The sequence below is a fragment of the Lactobacillus taiwanensis DSM 21401 genome, from assembly GCF_001436695.1.
In the GTDB taxonomy this organism is placed as follows: Bacteria; Bacillota; Bacilli; order Lactobacillales; family Lactobacillaceae; genus Lactobacillus; species Lactobacillus taiwanensis.
Genome location: NZ_AYZG01000051.1, coordinates 168,135 through 189,560 on the forward strand (window position 1 = coordinate 168,135; position 21,426 = coordinate 189,560).

At 34.4% G+C, this 21,426-nt stretch carries 15 protein-coding genes, 6 pseudogenes and 2 riboswitches; of the genes and pseudogenes, 6 read left to right on the forward strand and 15 right to left on the reverse strand.

Annotated elements, in window-relative coordinates:
• Nucleotides 1-191: 191 nt before the first annotated feature.
• Nucleotides 192-308 (reverse strand): annotated as a pseudogene (locus FD18_RS10210) (ABC transporter permease); the annotation flags it as partial.
• Between the two features lie 56 nt (nucleotides 309-364).
• Nucleotides 365-478: riboswitch (FMN riboswitch) on the forward strand.
• Nucleotides 479-590: 112 nt separating this feature from the next.
• Here FD18_RS10210 and ribD point away from each other — a divergent pair.
• From ribD to ribH, 4 genes and pseudogenes are all read left to right on the forward strand, one after another.
• Nucleotides 591-1,645, forward strand: a pseudogene (ribD, locus tag FD18_RS07070) (bifunctional diaminohydroxyphosphoribosylaminopyrimidine deaminase/5-amino-6-(5-phosphoribosylamino)uracil reductase RibD).
• Nucleotides 1,638-2,234: a riboflavin synthase gene (locus tag FD18_RS07075; protein ID WP_057719239.1), complete on the forward strand. Its 597-nt coding sequence runs from the start codon at nucleotides 1,638-1,640 to the stop codon at nucleotides 2,232-2,234. Before ribD ends, FD18_RS07075 begins: the two are co-directional and overlap by 8 nt.
• A 1-nt stretch (nucleotide 2,235) precedes the next feature.
• A complete protein-coding gene (locus FD18_RS07080) occupies nucleotides 2,236-3,423 on the forward strand; it encodes a bifunctional 3,4-dihydroxy-2-butanone-4-phosphate synthase/GTP cyclohydrolase II (RefSeq protein ID WP_057719240.1) in 1,188 nt (395 codons plus the stop codon).
• A pseudogene (gene ribH, locus FD18_RS07085) lies at nucleotides 3,423-3,885 on the forward strand (6,7-dimethyl-8-ribityllumazine synthase). The gene FD18_RS07080 and the pseudogene ribH overlap by 1 nt, the downstream one beginning before the upstream one ends.
• A gap of 106 nt (nucleotides 3,886-3,991) precedes the next feature.
• On the opposite strand, the gene FD18_RS07090 reads toward ribH, so the two are convergent.
• The 5 genes and pseudogenes from FD18_RS07090 to FD18_RS07100 form a co-directional block, all read right to left on the reverse strand.
• A complete protein-coding gene (locus FD18_RS07090) occupies nucleotides 3,992-5,356 on the reverse strand; it encodes an FAD-dependent oxidoreductase (protein ID WP_057719241.1) in 1,365 nt (454 codons plus the stop codon).
• Nucleotides 5,357-5,631: 275 nt separating this feature from the next.
• Nucleotides 5,632-5,860: pseudogene (locus FD18_RS09465) on the reverse strand (alpha/beta hydrolase); the annotation flags it as partial.
• Nucleotides 5,861-5,936: 76 nt separating this feature from the next.
• Nucleotides 5,937-6,338, reverse strand: coding sequence for an alpha/beta hydrolase (locus FD18_RS10215; RefSeq protein WP_235499904.1), 402 nt, complete (start codon nucleotides 6,336-6,338; stop codon nucleotides 5,937-5,939).
• The gene (locus FD18_RS10220; protein WP_235499905.1) at nucleotides 6,301-6,801 is read right to left on the reverse strand and encodes an alpha/beta hydrolase; all 501 of its coding nucleotides are present in this window, start codon (nucleotides 6,799-6,801) and stop codon (nucleotides 6,301-6,303) included. The genes FD18_RS10215 and FD18_RS10220 overlap by 38 nt, the downstream gene beginning before the upstream one ends.
• A gap of 313 nt (nucleotides 6,802-7,114) precedes the next feature.
• Nucleotides 7,115-7,459, reverse strand: a complete 345-nt coding sequence (locus FD18_RS07100) for a hypothetical protein (RefSeq protein ID WP_057719242.1) — start codon at nucleotides 7,457-7,459, stop codon at nucleotides 7,115-7,117.
• Between the two features lie 449 nt (nucleotides 7,460-7,908).
• On the opposite strand from FD18_RS07100, the gene FD18_RS07105 reads away from it, so the two are divergent.
• Entirely contained in the window at nucleotides 7,909-8,706 is a 798-nt protein-coding gene (locus FD18_RS07105; protein ID WP_057719243.1) for a MurR/RpiR family transcriptional regulator, read from the forward strand.
• Here the strand turns inward: FD18_RS07105 and FD18_RS07110 are convergent.
• The 9 genes and pseudogenes from FD18_RS07110 to FD18_RS10440 form a co-directional block, all read right to left on the reverse strand.
• Complete coding sequence (locus FD18_RS07110) at nucleotides 8,703-9,269, reverse strand: sugar O-acetyltransferase (RefSeq protein WP_057719244.1); 567 nt, start codon at nucleotides 9,267-9,269, stop codon at nucleotides 8,703-8,705. The two genes, FD18_RS07105 and FD18_RS07110, sit on opposite strands and share 4 nt — an antisense overlap.
• 16 nt (nucleotides 9,270-9,285) lie before the next feature.
• Nucleotides 9,286-9,750 (reverse strand): VOC family protein, encoded by a 465-nt coding sequence (locus FD18_RS07115; RefSeq protein ID WP_057719245.1) that lies wholly within the window; start codon nucleotides 9,748-9,750, stop codon nucleotides 9,286-9,288.
• A 36-nt stretch (nucleotides 9,751-9,786) separates the two neighbouring features.
• Nucleotides 9,787-10,764: a Gfo/Idh/MocA family protein gene (locus FD18_RS07120; RefSeq protein WP_057719246.1), complete on the reverse strand. Its 978-nt coding sequence runs from the start codon at nucleotides 10,762-10,764 to the stop codon at nucleotides 9,787-9,789.
• Nucleotides 10,765-10,916: 152 nt separating this feature from the next.
• The gene (locus tag FD18_RS07125) at nucleotides 10,917-11,738 is read right to left on the reverse strand and encodes an aldo/keto reductase (RefSeq protein WP_057719247.1); all 822 of its coding nucleotides are present in this window, start codon (nucleotides 11,736-11,738) and stop codon (nucleotides 10,917-10,919) included.
• A 260-nt stretch (nucleotides 11,739-11,998) separates the two neighbouring features.
• A pseudogene (locus FD18_RS07130) lies at nucleotides 11,999-13,018 on the reverse strand (ABC transporter ATP-binding protein); the annotation flags it as partial.
• 21 nt (nucleotides 13,019-13,039) lie between these two features.
• Entirely contained in the window at nucleotides 13,040-15,718 is a 2,679-nt protein-coding gene (gene mgtA / locus FD18_RS07135) for a magnesium-translocating P-type ATPase (protein ID WP_057719248.1), read from the reverse strand.
• A gap of 75 nt (nucleotides 15,719-15,793) precedes the next feature.
• Nucleotides 15,794-15,960, reverse strand: a riboswitch (M-box (ykoK) riboswitch).
• Nucleotides 15,961-16,063: 103 nt separating this feature from the next.
• Nucleotides 16,064-18,575 (reverse strand): annotated as a pseudogene (locus tag FD18_RS07140) (ATP-binding cassette domain-containing protein).
• A gap of 33 nt (nucleotides 18,576-18,608) precedes the next feature.
• Nucleotides 18,609-19,112: a regulator gene (locus tag FD18_RS09470; protein ID WP_200953892.1), complete on the reverse strand. Its 504-nt coding sequence runs from the start codon at nucleotides 19,110-19,112 to the stop codon at nucleotides 18,609-18,611.
• 44 nt (nucleotides 19,113-19,156) lie between these two features.
• Entirely contained in the window at nucleotides 19,157-19,261 is a 105-nt protein-coding gene (locus tag FD18_RS10440; RefSeq protein WP_347283687.1) for a MerR family transcriptional regulator, read from the reverse strand.
• 219 nt (nucleotides 19,262-19,480) lie between these two features.
• Here FD18_RS10440 and uidA point away from each other — a divergent pair, with 219 nt between their 5' ends.
• Nucleotides 19,481-21,277 carry a beta-glucuronidase gene (gene uidA, locus FD18_RS07150; RefSeq protein WP_057719249.1) on the forward strand — a complete coding sequence of 599 codons (1,797 nt, stop codon included), beginning with the start codon at nucleotides 19,481-19,483 and terminating at the stop codon, nucleotides 21,275-21,277.
• Nucleotides 21,278-21,426: the final 149 nt, after the last annotated feature.

A 21,426-nucleotide genomic window follows, 5' to 3' on the forward strand; every position in this document is an offset into this window, starting at 1 on the left:
GTGTTTTAGAAATCACGCCTAAAACCGCTAGTTACCTATACCACCAAACTCACCCAATCTTTATGAGAAAGTTTGAGTTTTAGCAGTTAAATTGATAAGAATAATCAAAATCAATAATTAATTTCAAATTTTATACATAAAGAAACATCACAGACTCCAGTATCAATCCACTGAAATTTGTGATGTTTCGTTTATTCTTTTACCAAATGGATTTCACGATCAAATAATTTATGCATCCCTTCATTGAAGTTATGTGCAATAAAAACAATCGTTGCTTTACTTTTCAGTAAATTCTTTAAAAGAGCCATATAAATATCATTTGACAAAAAAGAAAAACAGCTTTATGCTGAATGAGAATTAAATAAATGTTCTTCGAGGCAGGGTGAAATTCCCGACCGGCGGTAAAGTCCGCAACCCGCGCAAGCGGTTGAACCCTTAATGGTACCGATAGTTATAGTCTAGATGGAAGAAGGATAATTTTAATCTACGCTTATTTGCGTACTTGAATTATTTTTTAACTTGCATACTATTTCTGAACCTCGAAGTTTAGCTTCGAGGTTCTTTTTTTGTTCTGTTAGGAAGTGATTTAAATGGAAAAAGGCCAATATTATATGAATTTAGCTTTACAAGAAGCTAAAAAAGGACGCTTCCAAACTTGGAAGAATCCTTTGGTTGGTGCTGTGATTGTCAAAAACGATCAAGTACTAGCTACTGGTCATCATATTCACTATGGTAAAAGCCATGCTGAACATGATGCCATTTCTAAATTAACCCCAGAACAATTATTTAATTCAACTCTTTATGTCACACTTGAACCTTGCAATCATTATGGCAAACAACCTCCCTGTTCTGACTTGATTGTGCAGAGTAAGATCAATCGCGTTGTTATTGCCCAGGTTGACCCACACAAATTGGTAACTGGTAAAGGAATTGCTAAATTAAAAGCAAACGGAGTTGCAGTTATAACTGGTGTTTTAGCTCATGAAGCTGAAGAACTTAATAGGTTTTATACTTATTTTTATCAAAAGAACCAACCTTGGATTACCGTTAAGCAGTCAGTCTTGATTATCGAGTTAACAATCAGGTAAATACTCGCACAGCAATCACTAATCAATCTGTTTACGATCGGGTGCACCGAGAACGAGCAAATTATCAAGCAATTTTAGTTGGTTCTAATACAGCCATAGTTGATAATCCTAGCTTGTTAACGACTATTTCAACTGATTATCCGCCAATTAGAATAGTTATTGATCGTCGTGGACGGCTACTGCAACACAGAAATCTAAAGCTGTTAACTGATGGACAAGCTCCAACTTGGATATTTACCCGAAATGCTGAACTCCAAAACAGCTTAACCAATGAGCAAGTCAAAGTTTGGTTAATGAAAACAGATCAACTTTCTGAGATTATTCAAACCTTAACTGAAGAAGGTATTCAATCTGTCTACGTTGAAGGTGGTCCGATATTAGCTAATGCTTTTATGAATGATGAGTTAGCTAATGAACTAATTGAGTACTTAAGTCCTCATTTTTTAGGTAAAGCTGGAACTGCCGGTATTCTGCCAAGCTGTAAAATAATGCTCAAAAATGTAAAATTTGAACAGCTATCAGGTAATTTAAGAATTGCAGGTGAAATTGATGTTTAGTGGTTTAGTACGTGGGGATGCAAAAATTGCCCAAATTGATAAAGATAAAGAAACTATTACGTTAATTGTTAGATGTGCTCCCGATTTTATCAAGGATTTAAAAATTGGCGATTCTATTGCAATTAATGGTACTTGCCTAACCACTGAAAGCTTCACCTCTAATACTTTCACAGTCACCATGATGCCGCAAACTTATCAAAAAACAACATTTAAAGATTTGAATGTTGGAGCGCAGTTAAATGTTGAAAGATCATTACAAGTTGGTCAGCAATTAGAAGGACATATTGTAACTGGCCATGTTGACGACGTTGCCAAGGTAAAAGAAATTAGACAAAACAAAAATGCAATCGAAATTTGGTTTAGCTTCCCTGATCGCTTAGAAAAGCAAATTGTGCCACAAGGTAGCATTGCTATTAACGGCGTATCCTTAACTGTGATGGATACTAAAGACAATACCTTTTCCGTAGGCTTAATTCCCCATACACAGGATGAAACCAATTTAGCTCAATTAAAAGTTGGTTCAGAAGTTAATATTGAAACAGATATTTTAGGTAAATATGTTGTCAAGAACTTAGAAAAGAGAAATTAAAATGGATGTCAAAAAAATTCAAAACGCAATCAAATGGATGAAAAATGGTGGTTTAGTAATCGTGGCTGACGATGAAGACCGTGAATCTGAAGGAGACATGATTGGATTAGGCTCAAAAGTTACTCCAGAAAATGTCAACTTTATGACCAAACATGCCCGTGGTTTGCTCTGTACACCTGTAAGTAAGGAAATTGCCCAACGATTAAATTTGCACCAAATGGAACAAGATAATACCGATCCATATGGTACGGCTTTTACCATCAGTGTTGATTATAAGACGACCACTACAGGTATTTCTGCCTATGATCGTGCTGCAACAATTAAAGCAATCGCCGATCCTAACAGTAAACCAGAAGATTTCTTTAGACCTGGTCACTGTTTCCCACTTGTTGCCAAGGATGATCAAATTAAGCATAGAAATGGTCACACTGAAGCCTCAATTGCACTAGCCCACTTAGCTGGTGAACCAGAAGTAGCTTATATTTGTGAAGTAATGAAGAGTGATGGACACATGGCACGCCGTCCTCAATTAAGAGAAATTGCTAAGGAATATCACCTTCCATTCTTAACAATTGCGGAACTACAAGAATACATTAATAGTCAAGCGAGTAGTCGCTCAGACTTTGTAAATCTCCCAACAAAATATGGTCACTTTAAGATTAAAAGTTATGGTCACGGCAATGTAGCTTTGATTAAAGGAAAAATCGATTCTTCCAAACCGGTATTAACGCGTGTACATTCTAAATGTTCAACTGGTGATACCTTTGGTTCTAAACGTTGTGATTGTGGTGCGCAACTTCATACTGCTATGAAAGAAATCGAAAAGAATGGCTCTGGCCTAATCATCTATCTCAATCAGGAAGGTCGTGGCATCGGTTTAACTAACAAGTTGCGTGCTTACGCCTTACAAGACCAAGGCCATGACACCTACGAGGCAAATCAGATGTTAGGCTTTGCACCTGATGAGCGTAATTATGATGTTGCCGCTACAATTTTCAAAGAATTGAAGATCAAAGAAATCAATTTGCTAACTAATAATCCTGATAAAATTGACCAATTAAACGATTACGGTATTAAGATTAATAAACGTATTCCATTAGAAATTGCACCTAATGATGTTGACCGTTTTTACCTACAAACTAAGAAAAAGAGATTTCATCATTTATTAGAACTCAAGGAGGCTGAATAATGACTGAATATACTGGAAACTTCACTAATACTCATGGAAAAATCGCGATTGTCGTAGCTAAATTTAATGAAATTGTTACTAAAAATTTGGTTCGCGGTGCTAAAGAAACACTTCATCAATTCGGAATCCAAGACGATGAAATTGATGTCATCTGGGTACCAGGAGCATTTGAAATAGACTTCACTGCTCAAAAACTAATTAAATCTGATAAATATGCTGGAATTATGACTCTCGGTGCAGTAATCAAGGGGTGAAACTGATCATTATGCCATGATTATTCAAAACGTAACTAATGCGATTATGCAGATGAATTTACAAGCTAAAATTCCAGTCACTTTTGGTATTTTAACTACAGAAAATATTGAACAAGCTTTGCAAAGGGCGGGCTTAAAAGCAGGCAACGAAGGCTCTTCTACTGCCCAAAGTTTACTTGAAATGATCTCCCTCAATGAGCAATTGTAATTACTAACTATTTTATCCAAACACAACTAAGTCCAACAAAAAAACTAGCCATGTTGTAAAAACATGACTAGTTTTTCTTGATAACTTATCTTTATTAATGACTAAATTAGAATCTTGCCATACCTAAGGCATGTTGTGCAGCTAAGTTAAGCAAACTCCATTGACGATCAAATCCTGGTTGGAAGAAGAAGTCTTGTTCAGCTAAGTCTTCCAAACGCATCTTATGACTAATTGCTAAAGCTAAAACATTGCCTTGAGCAGTAATATCATACTTGGAAAGTACTGCACCACCTAGGATTTGGTGAGTGTATGGATTAAAGGTTAAGCTGACATATACCTTAGGATTATCTGCTTCTGGAACATAAGCTGGACGCATATGGTCTTCGTAGAAACTAGTTTGATAATCAATCTTATTTCTAGCAGCTGAGAATTGATTTAATCCAGCTGTAGCAAAGTGATAGTCAAATACACTAAGAGCTGAAGCACCGATAACACCCTTGAAGGCACGATCTGGCTTATCTTCGAAGATATGATCAACTACATATTGAGCTTCTCTTCTAGTAGTAGTGGCTAAGGCAATTGGCATTGGTTTACCAGCTGGAATTGAAAGTGGCAAAATTGCATCTCCAATGGCGTAAACGTCCTTCACATTAGTTCTCAAGTATGGATCAGTCTTAATCCAGCCTCTTTGATCTAAGTCAACTACGCCCTTTAGCCAATCAGTGTTAGGTGTTACACCAGCTGAAACGACAACTAGGTCAGCTGGTACATCGCCTTGATCGGTTTTTACGCTTTCAACTTTTCCATTACCGTTAAAGCCTTCGATCTTGACACCCATCTTCAAGTCCATATTTTTCTTAAAGGTAGGTTCCAAAACATCGAGTAATTCAGAATTAAGATAGGTTCCTAATGGGCGATCAATCATATCCATTAAGGTTACACGCTTGCCAGCTTTAGCAAATACTTCGCTAGCTTCAGTACCGATATAACCAGCACCAACAATAGCAACATTTTTAATTGCTGGATCGTTAACAGCACTCATCAACTTAGAAGCCCAGTCACGTCCACGCATCAAATAGATATTCTTGAGATCATTACCTGGCACAGGTAAAACTTTAGGAGTTACGCCTGAAGAAAGAATCAACCTATCATATTGGACTTCTTCTTCAGAATTATTAGTTAAGTCCTTAACTGTAACAGTCTTATTTTCAGGATGAATAGCAGTTACTTCATGGTTGGCATAAACATGACCGCCCTTCTTTTCAACATCTTCTGGGGCAAAGTTTCTAACGTCATCTTCTGCTGTAACTTTATTTTCTAAGTACAATTGCATCCCGCAGGACATAAATGAAATAAAGTCGCCAGCTTCATAAACAGTTACATCTACATCATTATATTTATCTAACAGCTCAATTGCTGATTCATGACCACCATGTGAAGCACCAACAATTACAATTTTACGTTTATCCATAAAATCCTCCTAACACAATAGTTTCTTCTTTACAGTTTTAATGGTAACACTTATTATTTAATATCCATCATATTTTGCTCAAAACTAATGAAAAGAAATAAAATTTTGAATAGGAAAATTATGGGAGATTCTAGCGAATTACTCTTATGCTTAGATTCTAATTTCAAGCTAAAACCTGCGAAAAAAGAAAAGAATTTCAAAAATAAATCACATTCTCCCATTTTTCTACAAAAATATAGAGCCCCACTATAAAAGCAAAGCTCCATTTTTCATTATCAATCTAAAATATATCGTTTAATCAAATCCACAATCTGTTCATTCTGCGGCAAACTTGAATGCTGGGCATTTTGAACCAGAAACCGAAATCGTTGTAAATCGTTTAACAACGCCCTGATAAATATATCTACCAGCAAAAACGCTCCCTGCTGGCACCAACCCATCAGAGTTATAAGTTTCAGTTCCCACCACAAAATAAACAACTAAGTTCTTAGGGAGTTTTACTCTTAGAACTTATTTTTCTCCACGCAAAAAGCCAGGTTATTGCTAATCAGGCTTTTTATACTGCATTTATTTGACTCTATTACTTCAAGTTAGATTTAAAGAAATCTTCCACCTTATCGAACGGGATTTTATCTCTATTATCATAAAGATCAATATGTTCAGCATCTTTTACTTCGTATAATTCTTTTGGCTCATTTGCCAATTTATAGGCACGCTCACTAAATGCCTTTGAATGAGCATGATCTCCTACGATAAATAAAATTGGACGTGGTGTGATTTCATCAACATAAGTTAAATTGCTCCATTGAAGCATTGATAAATCAGAAGTAGTTGTAAAACCACCGCGAGCATTTTGGTGGAAGCCACGTGGTACAGCATAGAATCTAAACCATTCTTTGGTAATTGGATCCATATCTGGAATTGCATCAACATTTGCATAAGGTTTATTGGGGAAAGAAAGGCTTATATTCTGGCATCTCATTTGCGTAATCTTCCCAGCGTTGACGCGTAAGCTTATCCTTAAATTCATCTAGTTGCTCTTTTGAGAAATTGTTCATTCCACGTACATCAGTCATGTCATACATTGATGCAGTTGCAATTGCTTTAATTCGAGTATCAGCGGCTGCAGCGGCTAAGCTAAAGCCACCAGAACCACAAATTCCAATTACACCAATCCTTTCACGATCAACAAATGGAACTTGCACACCCAAATAGTCAACTGCTGCAGAGAAACTTTCAGCAAATAAATCAGGTGAAGAAACATGACGAGGTTCACCGCTTGATTCACCCATATTTACTTGATCAAATGTTAAAACAACAAATCCACGCTGCGCTAGTTCATTGGCCCAAACGCATGGGCCCTGTTCTTTGGTACTACCATATGGTGCACCAACAATTAAAGCTGGATATTGTTTTCTTGAATCAATGTCTTTAGTGTAATACAAATCTTCTACCAACTTATAACTGTAGGATTATAAAAGTTAATATGATCTCTTTGGATTTTGTTACTTAAAGATTGAATGTATCCATATGCCATATTAGAAATCTCCTTTTAAATTTTATTTTATTAATAATTTTAAATCATATAATCTTTAGCAAACAATTATCTTTTTTATATTTTTATCTATAGAAGAAATATCTGTTTACCAACTTCATTGATTAGTATATTACTGCAGAAAATATATTAAAAATCAAAATAATTATTGGTAGTATAAATATGATTTATAGTATTAAAGTTTAATATGGTATTGAAAAATACTAGTCCCACCAACCAGTAATATTCATTAATTCAATCTTCATGCTATTCCAGTCATGGCCTAGCACTGCTTTACTTGCTCGTCTCATCTGCTTACCATATAAGTCTGCATCTACACTAAGTAAATTTTTTGCCATTTGAGATGCACATACCTTCCAGAATACTGCAACAACTGGCTGAAAATCAGGATAGGCCTTTAACCAGTCAATAAAATCATCCGTAAATTTACTTAACGCTTCATTAGTTTCTCTTTCCATGACCTCCACAGGAATTAGTTGATTTAATGCAGGATATTTTTCTTCGTCAATTTTTGATGAATTACCATATTTTGATAATTCTTTCCCCATGCAAGTAACTCCTTTTCATATTCCGGCTCTTGCGAGCGTTTATACTCGGATATTCCGCCGTACCAAATTACTTCAAACTGAAAATCAACTTTTTTGCTATATTCAGGATCAACAAAACTTAGCAAATTGACTAAATATCCGTAATCCCACCACTTTAGTTGCCCAATTTCTAACTTGGTTGCATAAATAGATTTATCTTGATAACTAGCTAATGGTCAAGCCATCTCATAAATTTCTCTCTTAGAAAAAGGAACTCTCATCTTTTTACGCCAACGCTTTTGATAAGGAATATTTTGTTCGGGTACCTCGAAATATTCAATCGAAGCATATTTATCGTAAATAGACTTTTCATAAATTAATTGCGCAATGAAGGTTAGGTTATTATACTTAAAATAAGAAAAAGCCTAGAATGTTACTAAGCATTCTAGGCTATATTTATGGAGAAAATTATGAAATTAGATATTCTTTCAAATCAAATCGACTTCACTACTTCTGAAAAAGTGGTAATTTTGTATTTAGAAAATCATCTTAACGAAATAGACGGATTAACTATTACTGACTTAGCTAAAAAGTCTTTAACTTCTAATGCGACAATTATTCGTCTCAGTCATAAATTAGGCTATGACGGCTTTAAAGATCTAAAAGTTAACATAATTAAAAATATTGAAACTAATCGCTTTACTAATAATCAAGTTGACTTTAGTTTTCCATTTTCACCCATTGATGATCTCAATACAATTAAGAATTCCATGACTGATCTATATTTAAATGGTTTAACACTTTTGCGCAACAAAATTAAAATGTCAGATATTAAGAAAGTAGCTAATTTAATTCTAACTAGTAAAAATACGTTTATTTTTGCTAACGGAGATACTGGAATTACTAGTAAAAGCTTTATTAATAAGGTGAACAAGTTAACCATTTATCCAATTTTAGCAACTGAAAACGGTGAGGAAAATAATATTACTACCAGAATGAATGAGCATGATTTAGCAATTTTCATTAGTTATGATAAATATGCCTCCCAATATAATGAAGAAATTGAAATTCTAAAAAAGAAACATGTTAATTTTATCATTATCACAGCTAATACTGATCCTGCTGTTTTTGCTCAAGCTACTGTAGGAATTGCTATTCCTAATGAAGAAAAATCAAATAAAGTAGCAACTTTTTACTCTCAATTTGCTTTTCACTTTGTTTTAAATTTGATTTTTTCAGTGCTATATCAAGCGAAAATGCTAAATTAATTCTGCTCAATCTTCTTAATAATCTTAGCTGGCACTCCTTCAACCACTACGTTATCAAGAATGTTCTTGGTAACAACAGATCCTGCCGCAACAACTACACCGCTGCCAATAGTGACACCAGGACAAATCGTTGAATGACCGCCAATCCAGACATCATTGCCAATATTAACCGGCTTGCCAATACCTAATCTTTCTCTTCTACCTTTGGCAGTTAAGGGATGGTTAACTGTATAGATGTCGGTATTAGGCCCAATCCATACATTATTACCAATGTTAACTGGTGCAATATCTAAAACCGTTAAATTGTAGTTAGCAAGAAAATTATCACCGACATGAATATTTTTACCATTATCAACATTTAACCTACTATGAACAACCAAGTTTTTTCCAGCAGAACCAAAGATTTCTCTCGCTTTAGCTTCTTGTTTTTTCGGTTCATTTTCAGAAATTGCATTGAATTCTTGACACAATGTTACAGCAGTTAATTTACGCTTAGCCACTTCTTCATCATTAACCTTGTACCATTCTCCAGCTTCAAGTTTTTCTAATTCACTTTTAGTCACTTATATTTACTCCTTTTCATTCATCAACATGTCCATTAACTTGATATGAATCCTTAGTATATTGCATTACTTCAAAATAATTATTCTCGGGATCATGACTCCAAAACTTCCACGTTCCAGCTGGTCCCTTACTTGATTCACCGAGTACTGGAATATCCTTAGCTTTAAATTCCTGATAAGTTTTTTGAATATCATTAACGGTTAAAGCAAAATGATTCAAACCTAAACGACTATTCCATTCAACATCATCTTGTTCGTTACCCATAGCTGGCGACATTTCAATGAATTGTCCTGGCGTTACTTCAAAATAACCATACATTACCTTTTCGGGATCTTTTTGGGCAAATTCTTTTTCAATTTGTCTATTATCGCTGTGCAAATATTCTTTATATTTCACAATTACCTTAGCTTTTAAACCAAGTTTATTTTGATAAAAATCAATCATTTTATCCCAATCTTTAACGCGAATATTAACATGCATTAAGGCATTAAGGCATTAAATTTCATTTTTCTTCTCCTAATCCAACTTCAATCCTGCACTTTTAACAGCTTGCTCTACAATCTGCATTACTTGATCACTATGTTCTAGCGCTTTTTTATCTTTATCTAAATCATTGTTATCAATCATCTTTTCAAAAGCTACAAATTCTTCGTACATGCGATGAATATAGATCTTATCGTCAACATGTTGGATTTTATTTTGATGGTTCACAATATCGAACGAATTCATGACATTAGCTGGTCCATTGACAATAATAGTTTCTTTTTCAGCTTCAATCAAAGAAGTGACCGGTGCTGCAACATCTTTAGCCGTAATTGAGACAGCCTTAAAATTATCATAATCTAAAGTCAATATTCCCGATGTATCAACTCCGCGTTCAATATTTGCATGATACTCAACCTTTTTAGGCATCCCAAATAATCCCACCAAAAAGTGAATATTATAAATATTTAAGTCCATCAAGGCACCACCACCCTTTTTGGGATCGAAGACTGGTAGAACTTTACCTTGTTCAAAAGCATCGTAGCGATGAGAGTATTGCGAATAATTCATTGAAACGATCTTTATTTCTCCTACTTCAGATAAACTTTGTTTTAGATTTTTGTAATTAGTCAAATATTGGTTAGTAATCGCCTCTACTAAAATCAATTGCTTTTCTTTAGCAATTTGCTTCAATTCCTTGAATTCATCATACTTAACAGTAAAAGGCTTCTCACAGATAACATTCTTGCCTGCTAATAAAGCTTTTTTTGCAAAAGAATAATGAAGAGAGTTAGGTACTGCGACATAAACTGTATCTGCATTTGTTTCTTTAAGCGCTTGATCATAGTCAGTATAAATTTTTTCAATACTATATTTCGCTTGATATTCTTTCATATGATCAAGATCACTAGTTGTCCCAGCAATTCCAACTAATTTTGTATTCTTTAAGTCCTTAGTAATTGGCAAAAAATCACTGACAATAAAGCCTGCTCCTGCAATTAATAACTTCATAATTATGCTCTCTCCTTAAATAATTCATTCTTATTAACTTTATTATCAATTTACTTAAACAATACTAAAATACAAAAGCCGCATTCTGGTAAGAATGTTCATTTCTTTACCAAAATGTGGCTTTTATTTTGAACTTTTAGTTCAATTTTGACTTAATAATCTTCATCTTCACGCATTTCTGCAGGCCAACCATCAATTGGCTTACGTTCGTCTAAAACGCGTAATCTCTTAAGATCGTCACTATCTAATTTAAAATCAAAGATATCAATATTTGATTTAATATGAGCTGGATTAGTCGAACGCGGAATAGTTACAACATCGTTTTGGACCAAGTAACGCAAAATTACTTGAATTGGTGATTTACCATATTTTTCGCCAATTTCTTTTAAAACTGGATTACTCGTTAGATTTTGCTGACCATTACCAAGAGGACTATAGCTTTCATGCACAATACTTTCTTTTTCTAAAAATTCGTGCATCTTCCATTGTTGCAAAAGTAAATGAGTTTCAATTTGATCAACCATTGGACGGACACTACTTTGGTGAATTAGATCTAAAGTTTGTCGACTATTAAAATTACTAATTCCAATTGCGCGCGTCTTTCCTGCTTTATATGCTGCCTCAAGAGCATGCCAAGTATCAATATCATGTCCCATCGGCCAGTGAATTAAAACCAGGTCAAAATAATCTAGTCCACTTCTTCTCAATGATTCATCTAAACCAATCTTAGTATCTTCATAACCATCAGTCATCGTTTTAGTTGTGATAAACACTTCATCACGATTTAGACTGCTTGCTTTCACTGCTTCGCCAACTTGTTGTTCATTTTGATAATATTGCGCCGTATCAATTAAGCGATAACCTTCTTCAAAAGCTGATAATACTGCTTGCTTTGTTTGATCAGGACTAATTTCATAAGTTCCAAAGCCAAAAATTGGAATTTTAACGCCATTATTTAATGTTAATTGCTTCATAGTTACCTCAATATATTTTCTCAGTTTATTTCTATAATCAATCATATATTAAAAATGATTATTTATTTCTATTAAACTTTTACCCAATTTCATCCATTTTTTAACTTATACACAAAAAAGAGCTGCTTTTTTCAAGCAACTCTTTAAGTTAGTTTATTTACTTTTATCATTCTCAGGTCTAGGACCAGGCTTAGGTCCCATTGAAACAATAAAACTAACAATTGGAAATCCTAGATATAAAATCAGCTTCTTTCTATATATTATTTCTTAAATTGATTATGAACGTACTCAGCATAAAGCGATGTTGACTTAACTAATTCTTCGTGCGTACCAGAACCAGAAACTGTACCATGATCAATGAAGTAGATTCTATCTGCATCAACAATCGTACTTAAACGGTGTGCAATGACTAAAGTCATTCTATTCTTCATTAAGCTAGTTAAAGCCTTTTGCACCATTGCTTCCGATTCTGAGTCAAGACTTGCAGTTGCTTCATCAAGCATTAAGATCTTTGGATCACGTAAGAATGCGCGAGCAATCGCAATTCTCTGTCTTTGACCATCAGAAAGTTTTACCCCTCGTTCACCAATTTGAGTACCCAAGCCATCTTCTGATTCTTTTACGAATTTATCAGCATATGCCATCTTTAGTACACGCCATAGTTCGTCATCATTTACTTCATGATCTAATCCATAAATTAAGTTTTCACGAATTGTTCCTGGCATTACTGCAGAATTCTGACCAACTAAACCAATTTGATGACGCCAATTAGTTAAATCGACATCATCAATATTTTCATTACCAATCGTAATCTTACCTGAAGTTGGTTTGTAGAAGCGTTCAATCAATGAGAAAATTGTTGATTTACCACCACCAGATGGTCCAGCAAAAGCGACAACCATATTTGGTTTAGCCACTACATTAATGTTATGCAAAATTTGCTTATCTTTTTCATAAGAGAAGCTGACATTTTGCAATTGCAATTCTTTACCAGCAACATCAACTTTTTGATCATCAGCAGATTCTTCAATGGGTTCATTGAGCATTTCACGAATACGCTCAGTTGAACCTGATGTCTTGGCTAATTCGTTAAAGAATTGGCTAACCATAATTACTGGTCCCATTAATTGGAACAAGTACATTAAAAATGAAATGAGGGCACCCATGGTAAGACTGCCTTGCATTACCCGAATTGCACCATAGGTTAAAATCCCGATTACCAAAATCATCATTAACATGTTAGAAATTGGTTGCATTAAAGAATCAACCCATGATTCTTTAAAGAAAATATTTCTTGTTGATTAAATCAAATATTTTTCTGATTTCAAATACCACTTCTTTACTAAAGTAGTTAAAGCAATATATAAGATTAACAAAAGAAATACAATTGCTAAAAAGTACATTGGAATTGGACCAAATTTTATTGCTTTAGCTATTGGTGTAATAAATGGTAAGACAGTTCCCACCACTGCCATCCCGATCGTTGCCCAAGTAACAATTGCTGTAGCATGTTGCTTAATAAATGGTAGTTTGGGATCTCTAAGTGCATGAATAACCATTTCTTGGGTCCAAAGTGATTCAATAAACCATCCTGTACAAAAGATGGCTGAGAAAATTAATTTTTGCGTTGCGCTAGCTGCTGTATAACTAGTTCCAGTTACTTGCGGACAAACCACAAAGAAAAGCAAAGCAAAAGTTATGATATCAAAAATAGAGGACGTTGGACCAAAGTAGAACATAAACTTCGGTAACTTCTTTGTACTCCACTTTCTAGGCTCTGATAAATAATGCTTATTCATAGTATCAAATGGAATAGATAGGCAACTAGTTCCATACATCAAGTCTAAAATTAAAAGTTGAATTGGAAGCATTGGTAAGAATGGCAAAAATGAAGAAGCTACTAAAATTGATAAAATATTGCCAAAATTAGAAGAAAGCGTAATTTTAATATATTTCATCGTATTGCCAAATACTTGACGGCCAATTTGTACTCCCTTTTCTAAAATCATTAAATCTTTGTGGAGCAAAATTATATCTGCTGATTTTTTAGCAATGTCCATCGCTGTATCAACTGAGATAGCAACATCTGCCGCTTTCATTGCAGGAGCATCATTGATTCCATCTCCCATATAAGCTACGGTATGACCATCTTGTCTAAGCAAGTCAATAATCTGAGCTTTTTGTTGTGGAGATAATTTTACAAAAACATCGCATGCTTGCACCATTTCTTTTAATTCAGCGTCAGTCTTATTTTCAAGGTCTTTTCCCTGATAAACTCGATCAATATTTAAACCTACTTGCTTTCCTACATTTCGCGTAACAGCTTCATTATCCCCAGTTAAAATTTTGACTATAATGCCATCTTCTTTTAAGGCAGTCAATGCTGCCTTAGCACTGTCTTTTGGTGGATCTAAAAATGCTAAAAATCCAACTAAAATTAATTCATTCTCATCATCAATGCTAAATTCACCAACAGGAGCAGGATTTTTTTTATATCCTAAAAGAACAACACGTAAGCCATCCTGATTCATCACACCAATTTCAGTTAAAATTTTCTGACGTTGATCTTCATCAAGTGGACTTATTGCACCATCTATTTCTACTCTATTAGAACAAGCAAGCATTTCTTCAGCAGCACCTTTAGTTACCAAAATATGTTCGTGTTGCTGGTTCATAACGACAACGCTCATGCGTCTTCTCTTAAAATCAAAAGGTATTTCATCAATCTTTTGGTAGTTTTGATTAATTTTTTTTGTATCTAGCTCTCCTTGAGCAGCATCAATAACTGCTTTATCAATTAAATCTTTCATCCCTGTTTGATAATAACTATTCAAGTATGAAAGCTCTAATACTTTTGGCCTTTCTTCTAAGTTTAAATTATAGTGTCGTTCCAAAACCACTTTATCTTGTGTTAAGGTACCAGTCTTATCAGTGCAAAGAATATCAGCTGAGCCAAAGTTTTGGATTGAATTCATTCTTTTAACAATGGTTTCATGCTTAGCCATTTCAACAGACCCCTTAACTAAATTGCTGGTCACAATAACTGGCAACATTTCTGGTGTCAGACCAACAGCCGTTGCGATAGCAAAAATTAAAGCATTTAGCCAATCGCCTTTAGTTAAACCATTAATCAAAAACACTAGTGGTGCAATTACAGCTGTCATAATTAGTAATATTTTAGAAACATTTTTAATCCCAATGTCAAAAGTTGTCTCTTTGTTTTTATTCTGAGCAAGAGTACGAGCCAAATTTCCAAAAACGGTTTTATCACCTGTAGCAAAAACGACGCCCATTCCAGAACCAGAAACAATATTTGTTCCTTCATAAAGGATATTTGGATAATCTAAGTAATTATCACTTTCTTTTGGCTTCTGATCTGCCATCTTTTCAACTGGACTTGACTCTCCATTTAATGAGCTCGCTGAACAAAATAAGTCTTTACTCTTTAACAAATAAATATCTGCTGGCACTAAATCTCCAGCAGCTAAATTAATAATATCGCCAACTACTACATCTTTAGTTGGTAATTCCTTATCTTCGCCAGCTCGTTTAACATTTGTAGTTACAGAAACCATATTTAGCAATGAATCAACCGCATCACTTGTTTTTACATTTTGAATAAAACTAGTAATTCCTGAAATCAGAACCATCATAATCATGATAATTACGGTACTCAAATCTTTTTGATCAGCTGGCACAAAAACATAGTTAGTTAAAAAAGATAAACCTGCTAAAAATAACAACACACCAGTAAAAGGTGTCATAAAAGCATCGATTAAAAAATGTAATTTTGGATGATGTTCTTTATTCGAGACCTCATTTAAGCCATCTTGCTCCAAGCGTTGTTTTGCTTGAACAGGATTTAATCCATTAATTGTTGTATGCAATTGCTTTAAGACTTCATTTTTTTCTTGTCTAGCAATTTGTTTAGCCAAAGTCGCATTAGTTACTACGCGATCTTTAGAGTTGAATTTTAACATAGTAATCTCTCCCTCTAAAAAATCGGCAAACAAACAAAAAGACCAACACAAAAACTGCATTGGTCTTAACTTAGCGATTTATACTCGTCGTTCAGTTTTAACACTACGTAACGTGAAGTTTTTCAACTAGCTGACTGGGAAAAGCCTTAAGTCGACAATTCCTGTTTAACCCGTTGGCATCTCTAGATGTTGCTGGGCATCAGCGTATATTTACGTAGGAGTCTCACCTAACAGTTCATTTGCTTCTTTATTCAATTAACAGTTACTAGATTAAACAATTATTCTTTATTATTCAAGGATGTTTATAAATTCTTTACTTTTACTCTAAATCCATACATCAAATAATTAATCTAAGTTAAATTGTTTTAGATAATTAGTTAAATACTCTACAGTTAAACTTTGCGGCCTTTTAACTAACTCTAATGGCTGCCCCTTGGCCACAATCTGACCACCATTTTCACCACCTCGTGGTCCCAGATCTAGCATATAATCTGCATTAACAACTAAATTCAGGTCATGTGCAATCGTAATAATAGTTGCACCTTGATCAAGCAATTTTTGCATGACTTCAACTAGGACTTTAACATCCAGGGGATGCAGACCAATTGTTGGTTCATCAAAGACAAATAAAGTATCGTCTTGCTTATGACTTAAGTGAGTCACTAATTTTAAACGCTGTGCTTCTCCACCAGATAAAGTTGGCGTACTTTCACCTAAGTGCAGGTAATCTAAACCAACCTCTTTAAGCAACTGCAAATCACGTTCAATCTTTGGCACACGCTTAAAAACAGGAATCGCTTCGTTAACATCAAGATCCAAAACATCCACAATTGACATATCATGCCACTTTATCTTTTGAATTCCAGGATTATAGCGGTCGCCATGACAAGTCGTACAAGTTTGCTGCATATCAGGCAAGAATTGAATATCTAAAGTAACAATTCCTGTTCCGCCACAAGTTGGACAAGTACCTTCTTTATTGTTGTAAGAAAAATAGCTTGGCGTATAATGTTTTTCTTTAGCCAAAGACTGGTTTTGCAAAAAGTTTACGCAAATTATCCATAATTGAGGTATAAGTTGCAACTGTTGAACGCGTACTCTTGCCAATTGGTGAAGCATCCACGCTAACCACATTATTGATTGGACAATCAAAACTCTTAATCTGTTTAGGGAGTGCTTCTTTTTTACCTTGTGCCTTAATTGCAGGAACTAATGAATCTAAAATCAAACTAGTTTTTCCGGCTCCAGAAAAGCCTGTCACACTAGTTAATTGATTTAAAGGAATACCTGCTTGAACATCTTTCAAGTTGAAGTAATCTTCTACTTCAAAACCAATTTGATCTGAATTAACCTGATCACTAACTTTTCTAGCCATTAAATGAGCTTTTCCATTTAAATATGGTGCAATTAGCGACTGCTTATCTTTCTTAATTTCTTCAGGACTTCCTTGATCCAAAATTTGACCACCTTGTTCACCTGAACCTGGACCAATTTCAATAATCTCATCAGCAGCTTTAATAATATCAACGTTGTGATCAACAACTACTAAAGAATTACCCTGATCAACTAATTTGCGCAAAACTTTAATTAAGCCATCACCGTTAGCTGTGTGCAAGCCAATCGACGGTTCATCTAAGACATATAAAACGCCAGTTGTTTCTGTACGTAGTGTTCTCGCTAATTGAATTCTCTGAAGTTCACTAGTTGATAAAGTGTTGCCAGCTCGCTCCATAGTTAAATAATCTAGTCCTAAATCAAGCAACGGCTGCAAATTATTAAGAAATTCATTGATCAAAGAGCTAGCCATTTTATGCATATCTTCAGGCAATTTTGCTAATACTTCCTTACTCCAAGCTGGCAAATCCCCTAGCTGCATTTGCTCGACTTGATAAATATTTTTATCATTAACTAATTGCTTCAAAAGTTCTGGACGAAGACGCGTACCATGACAAACCAGACAAGTTGAATAAGTGAAAAATTCTGCAATTCTCTTTTGTGCACGTTCACTTTTACTACTTTTTGCTGAGCGCAAAACTGCTTGGTGGGCATTTTCATATAAAGCATTAAAATCATGAAATACCCGACCTGTTCCAGACAAAAAGTCCATCTTATATTTTTTCTCAGGACCATTTAAGACAAAATCTTTTTCTTTATCCGTTAAATCCTTATAAGGAATATCAATCCTTACTCCAGCATGTTGAGCTACGCTTGGCATAAAGTTTCTTCCTGGCAAGCTCCATGAAGCAACTGCTCCGTCCTCAATTGATAAATTAGGATCAGCAATTAGTTTACTGTCATCAAGCTGACGAACTTTTCCAGTTCCACCACATTCTTGACAAGCACCATCAGAATTAAAAGCAAAATCTTCAGCGCTTGGTACATAAAACTTAACACCGCATGTTGGACAAGTAATTTGTCCCATTTCTTCACCTGACTTAGACATAGCTTCCGCGATATCTAAACTTGGAGCTACGCGGTGACCGTTAGGACAAACTGGCGAACCTAATCTCGAAAAAATCAAACGTAAAACGTTAAATGTTTCGGTTGTTGTCCCAACAGTTGCCCGTTCATTTGGAATACTTGGACGCTGGCGCAAAGCTAAAGCAGACGGAATATGTTTAACTGAAGTCACGTCAGCTTATGCGCCTTGCTTAATTCTCCGACACATATATGTAGAAAGTGCATCTAAATATCTTCTTGATCCTTCTTCATATAAAATTCCCATCGCTAAAGAAGACTTACCCGAACCAGACAAGCCTGAAATAGCAACAAATTTATGAAGTGGAATATTTACATCAATATTTTTCAAATTATGGACTCTTGCACCTTTAATTTCTATTTGAGTTGGTAATTCCAAATTAAACTCCTATCTAAAGCTTCAATTTCTTCTTTATTTTAAAATTTTATATGCTAAAATACCATTTTTTGTTAGACCAAGTTTTTCAATATTTAAGCCAATATTGAACTGCCACAAGTCATTGCAAATTTTTAAATTATTTTCTTTGGTATATTTTCTAATTACAGCTAAACCTTTTTCAATTCCTGCAACAGAATTTGCATAGGTATCAACTTTTGCCTGAGGTAAGTCTGTAATGAAACCAGATAAGTTCTTATTAGCCATGACACCAGCACCTAGTTCTTGGTAAAACTGACTATATGAAGAGGCAATTTTTGCTTCAGAACAATCAGCCTTAAAATCCAAACACCAAAAGTCGTGATCAGGTAAAAAACATTCTTTCACAACATAAAAATCGACATTAGTTAATTGAAAGTTGTCATTTTCTTTTTGCCGCAAAATATCCAAAACTTGCTTTAAATTTTGGATACGAAGTTCAACCTTATTCTTTAAAGGAACTAATTTTTTATTCAGGGCGTCACTGCTCGAATCACTCAAATAATCCTTAACTTCTTCTACTGAAAGCCCTAAATTGCGTAATCCTAAGATAAACCAATTTGATATAGTGGTTCATAGCTATAATAGCGATAACCATTTTCCTTGGTCTCCAATGGCTTAAAAATATCTTTTTGATCATAAAAAATCAAAGTTCGTCTGGTAGTTTAGCAAATTCAGAAATCGATAATAATTTATCGTCTGCCACTCTCAACATCTCTTTCTTAATTATTTCCTATAAATAGAATAAACTGTAACGCAAGGTTACAGTCGAGAGATTTTACTTTATTAAACCATTTTCAAATCTATTTACTCTCTCCAAGCGTACAATATAGATAAGAGAAAAGTTTTATTAGGAAGGGAACTCATCTATGGAATCTGCACTATATCCAATTCAAAATAAATATCGCTTTAACACTTTAATGAATGGCACTTGGAAATTTGAAGCTGATCCTAATTCTGTTGGTCTTGACGAGAGATGGAATAAAGAGTTGCCTGATCCTGAAGAAATGCCTGTACCAGGTACGTTTGCAGAATTAACTACTAAGCGAGACCGTAAGTACTATACTGGAGATTTTTGGTATCAAAAAGACTTCTTTATTCCTAGCTTTTTAAAAGAAAAAGATCTCTACATTCGCTTTGGGTCTGTTACCCATCGCGCAAAAGTATTTATTAATGGAAAAGAAGTTGGGCAGCATGAAGGTGGATTTTTGCCATTTCAAGTAAAAATTTCTGACTATATTCAATATGATCAAGCAAATCGAATTACTGTTTTAGTCAACAATGAATTATCGGAAAAAGCTATTCCTTGTGGGACCGAAGAAATTTTAGATAATGGACAAAAACTTGCTAAACCATACTTTGATTTCTTCAATTATTCTGGCATTATGCGTAATGTCTGGTTATTGGCACTTCCACAAAATCAAATCATTAATTTTAAACTAAATTATCAATTAGCAAATAATAAGGCAGCCATTACGTACAATATCGAAGCAAATAATAAGGCTGAATTTAAAGTTACGCTTTTAGACAATAAAAAAGAAGTCGCACGTGTTACTTCTAAAAATACTGGTAGTTTAACAATTAAGAATCCACACCTTTGGAGTTTAAACGATCCTTATTTATATAAAATAAAGATTGAAATGCTGGAAGATGAAAAAACAATTGACGAATATAGTGATCAAATTGGTATTCGTACAATTAAAATTGTGAATGATAAAATCTTGTTCAATAATCACCCAATTTATTTAAAAGGCTTTGGCAAGCACGAAGATTTTAATGTTTTAGGCAAAGCAGTTAACGAAAGCATCATCAAACGCGACTACGAATGCATGAAATGGATTGGCGCTAACTGTTTTAGAAGCAGTCACTATCCTTACGCCGAAGAATGGTATCAATATGCCGATAGATATGGCTTTTTGATTATTGATGAGGTTCCTGCCGTTGGTCTTAATCGCTCAATAACCAACTTTCTTAATGTTACTAATTCTAATCAATCGCATTTTTTTGCTTCGAAAACTGTGCCTGAATTAAAAAAGGTTCATGAACAAGAAATAAAGGAAATGATTGATCGTGATCAACGTCATCCTTCAGTGATTGCCTGGAGCTTATTCAACGAACCAGAATCAACTACTCAAGAATCTTATGACTATTTCAAAGACATTTTTGCTTTTGCCAGAAAATTAGATCCGCAAAATCGCCCATATACTGGAACTTTAGTTATGGGTAGCGGTCCAAAAGTCGATAAGCTTCACCCACTTTGTGACTTTGTCTGCTTAAACCGTTACTATGGTTGGTACGTTGCTGGTGGTCCTGAAATCGTTAATGCTAAAAAGATGCTAGAAGATGAACTAGACGGCTGGCAAAACTTAAAGCTAAATAAACCATTTGTATTTACAGAGTTTGGTGCTGACACTTTATCTTCGTCTCATCGTCTTCCTGACGAAATGTGGAGCCAAGAATATCAAAATGAATATTATCAAATGTATTTTGATATATTTAAAAAATATCCGTTTATTTACGGTGAATTAGTTTGGAATTTTGCTGACTTTAAGACGAGTGAAGGAATCATGCGCGTTGGTGGTAACGATAAAGGAATTTTTACTCGTGATCGTGAACCTAAAGATATTGCCTTTACATTGAAAAAGAGATGGCAACAACTAAATTAATATTTTAGTTGTTACAAAAAATCGTGCTCAATCAAAATAATCGATATCATTTTAGTACAGTTGATATCGATTATTTAATTATGAGCACGATTTTTTATTGATTTTAATGATAATTTCTAACTAAAAAATATTCCATTAATTTATAAAAC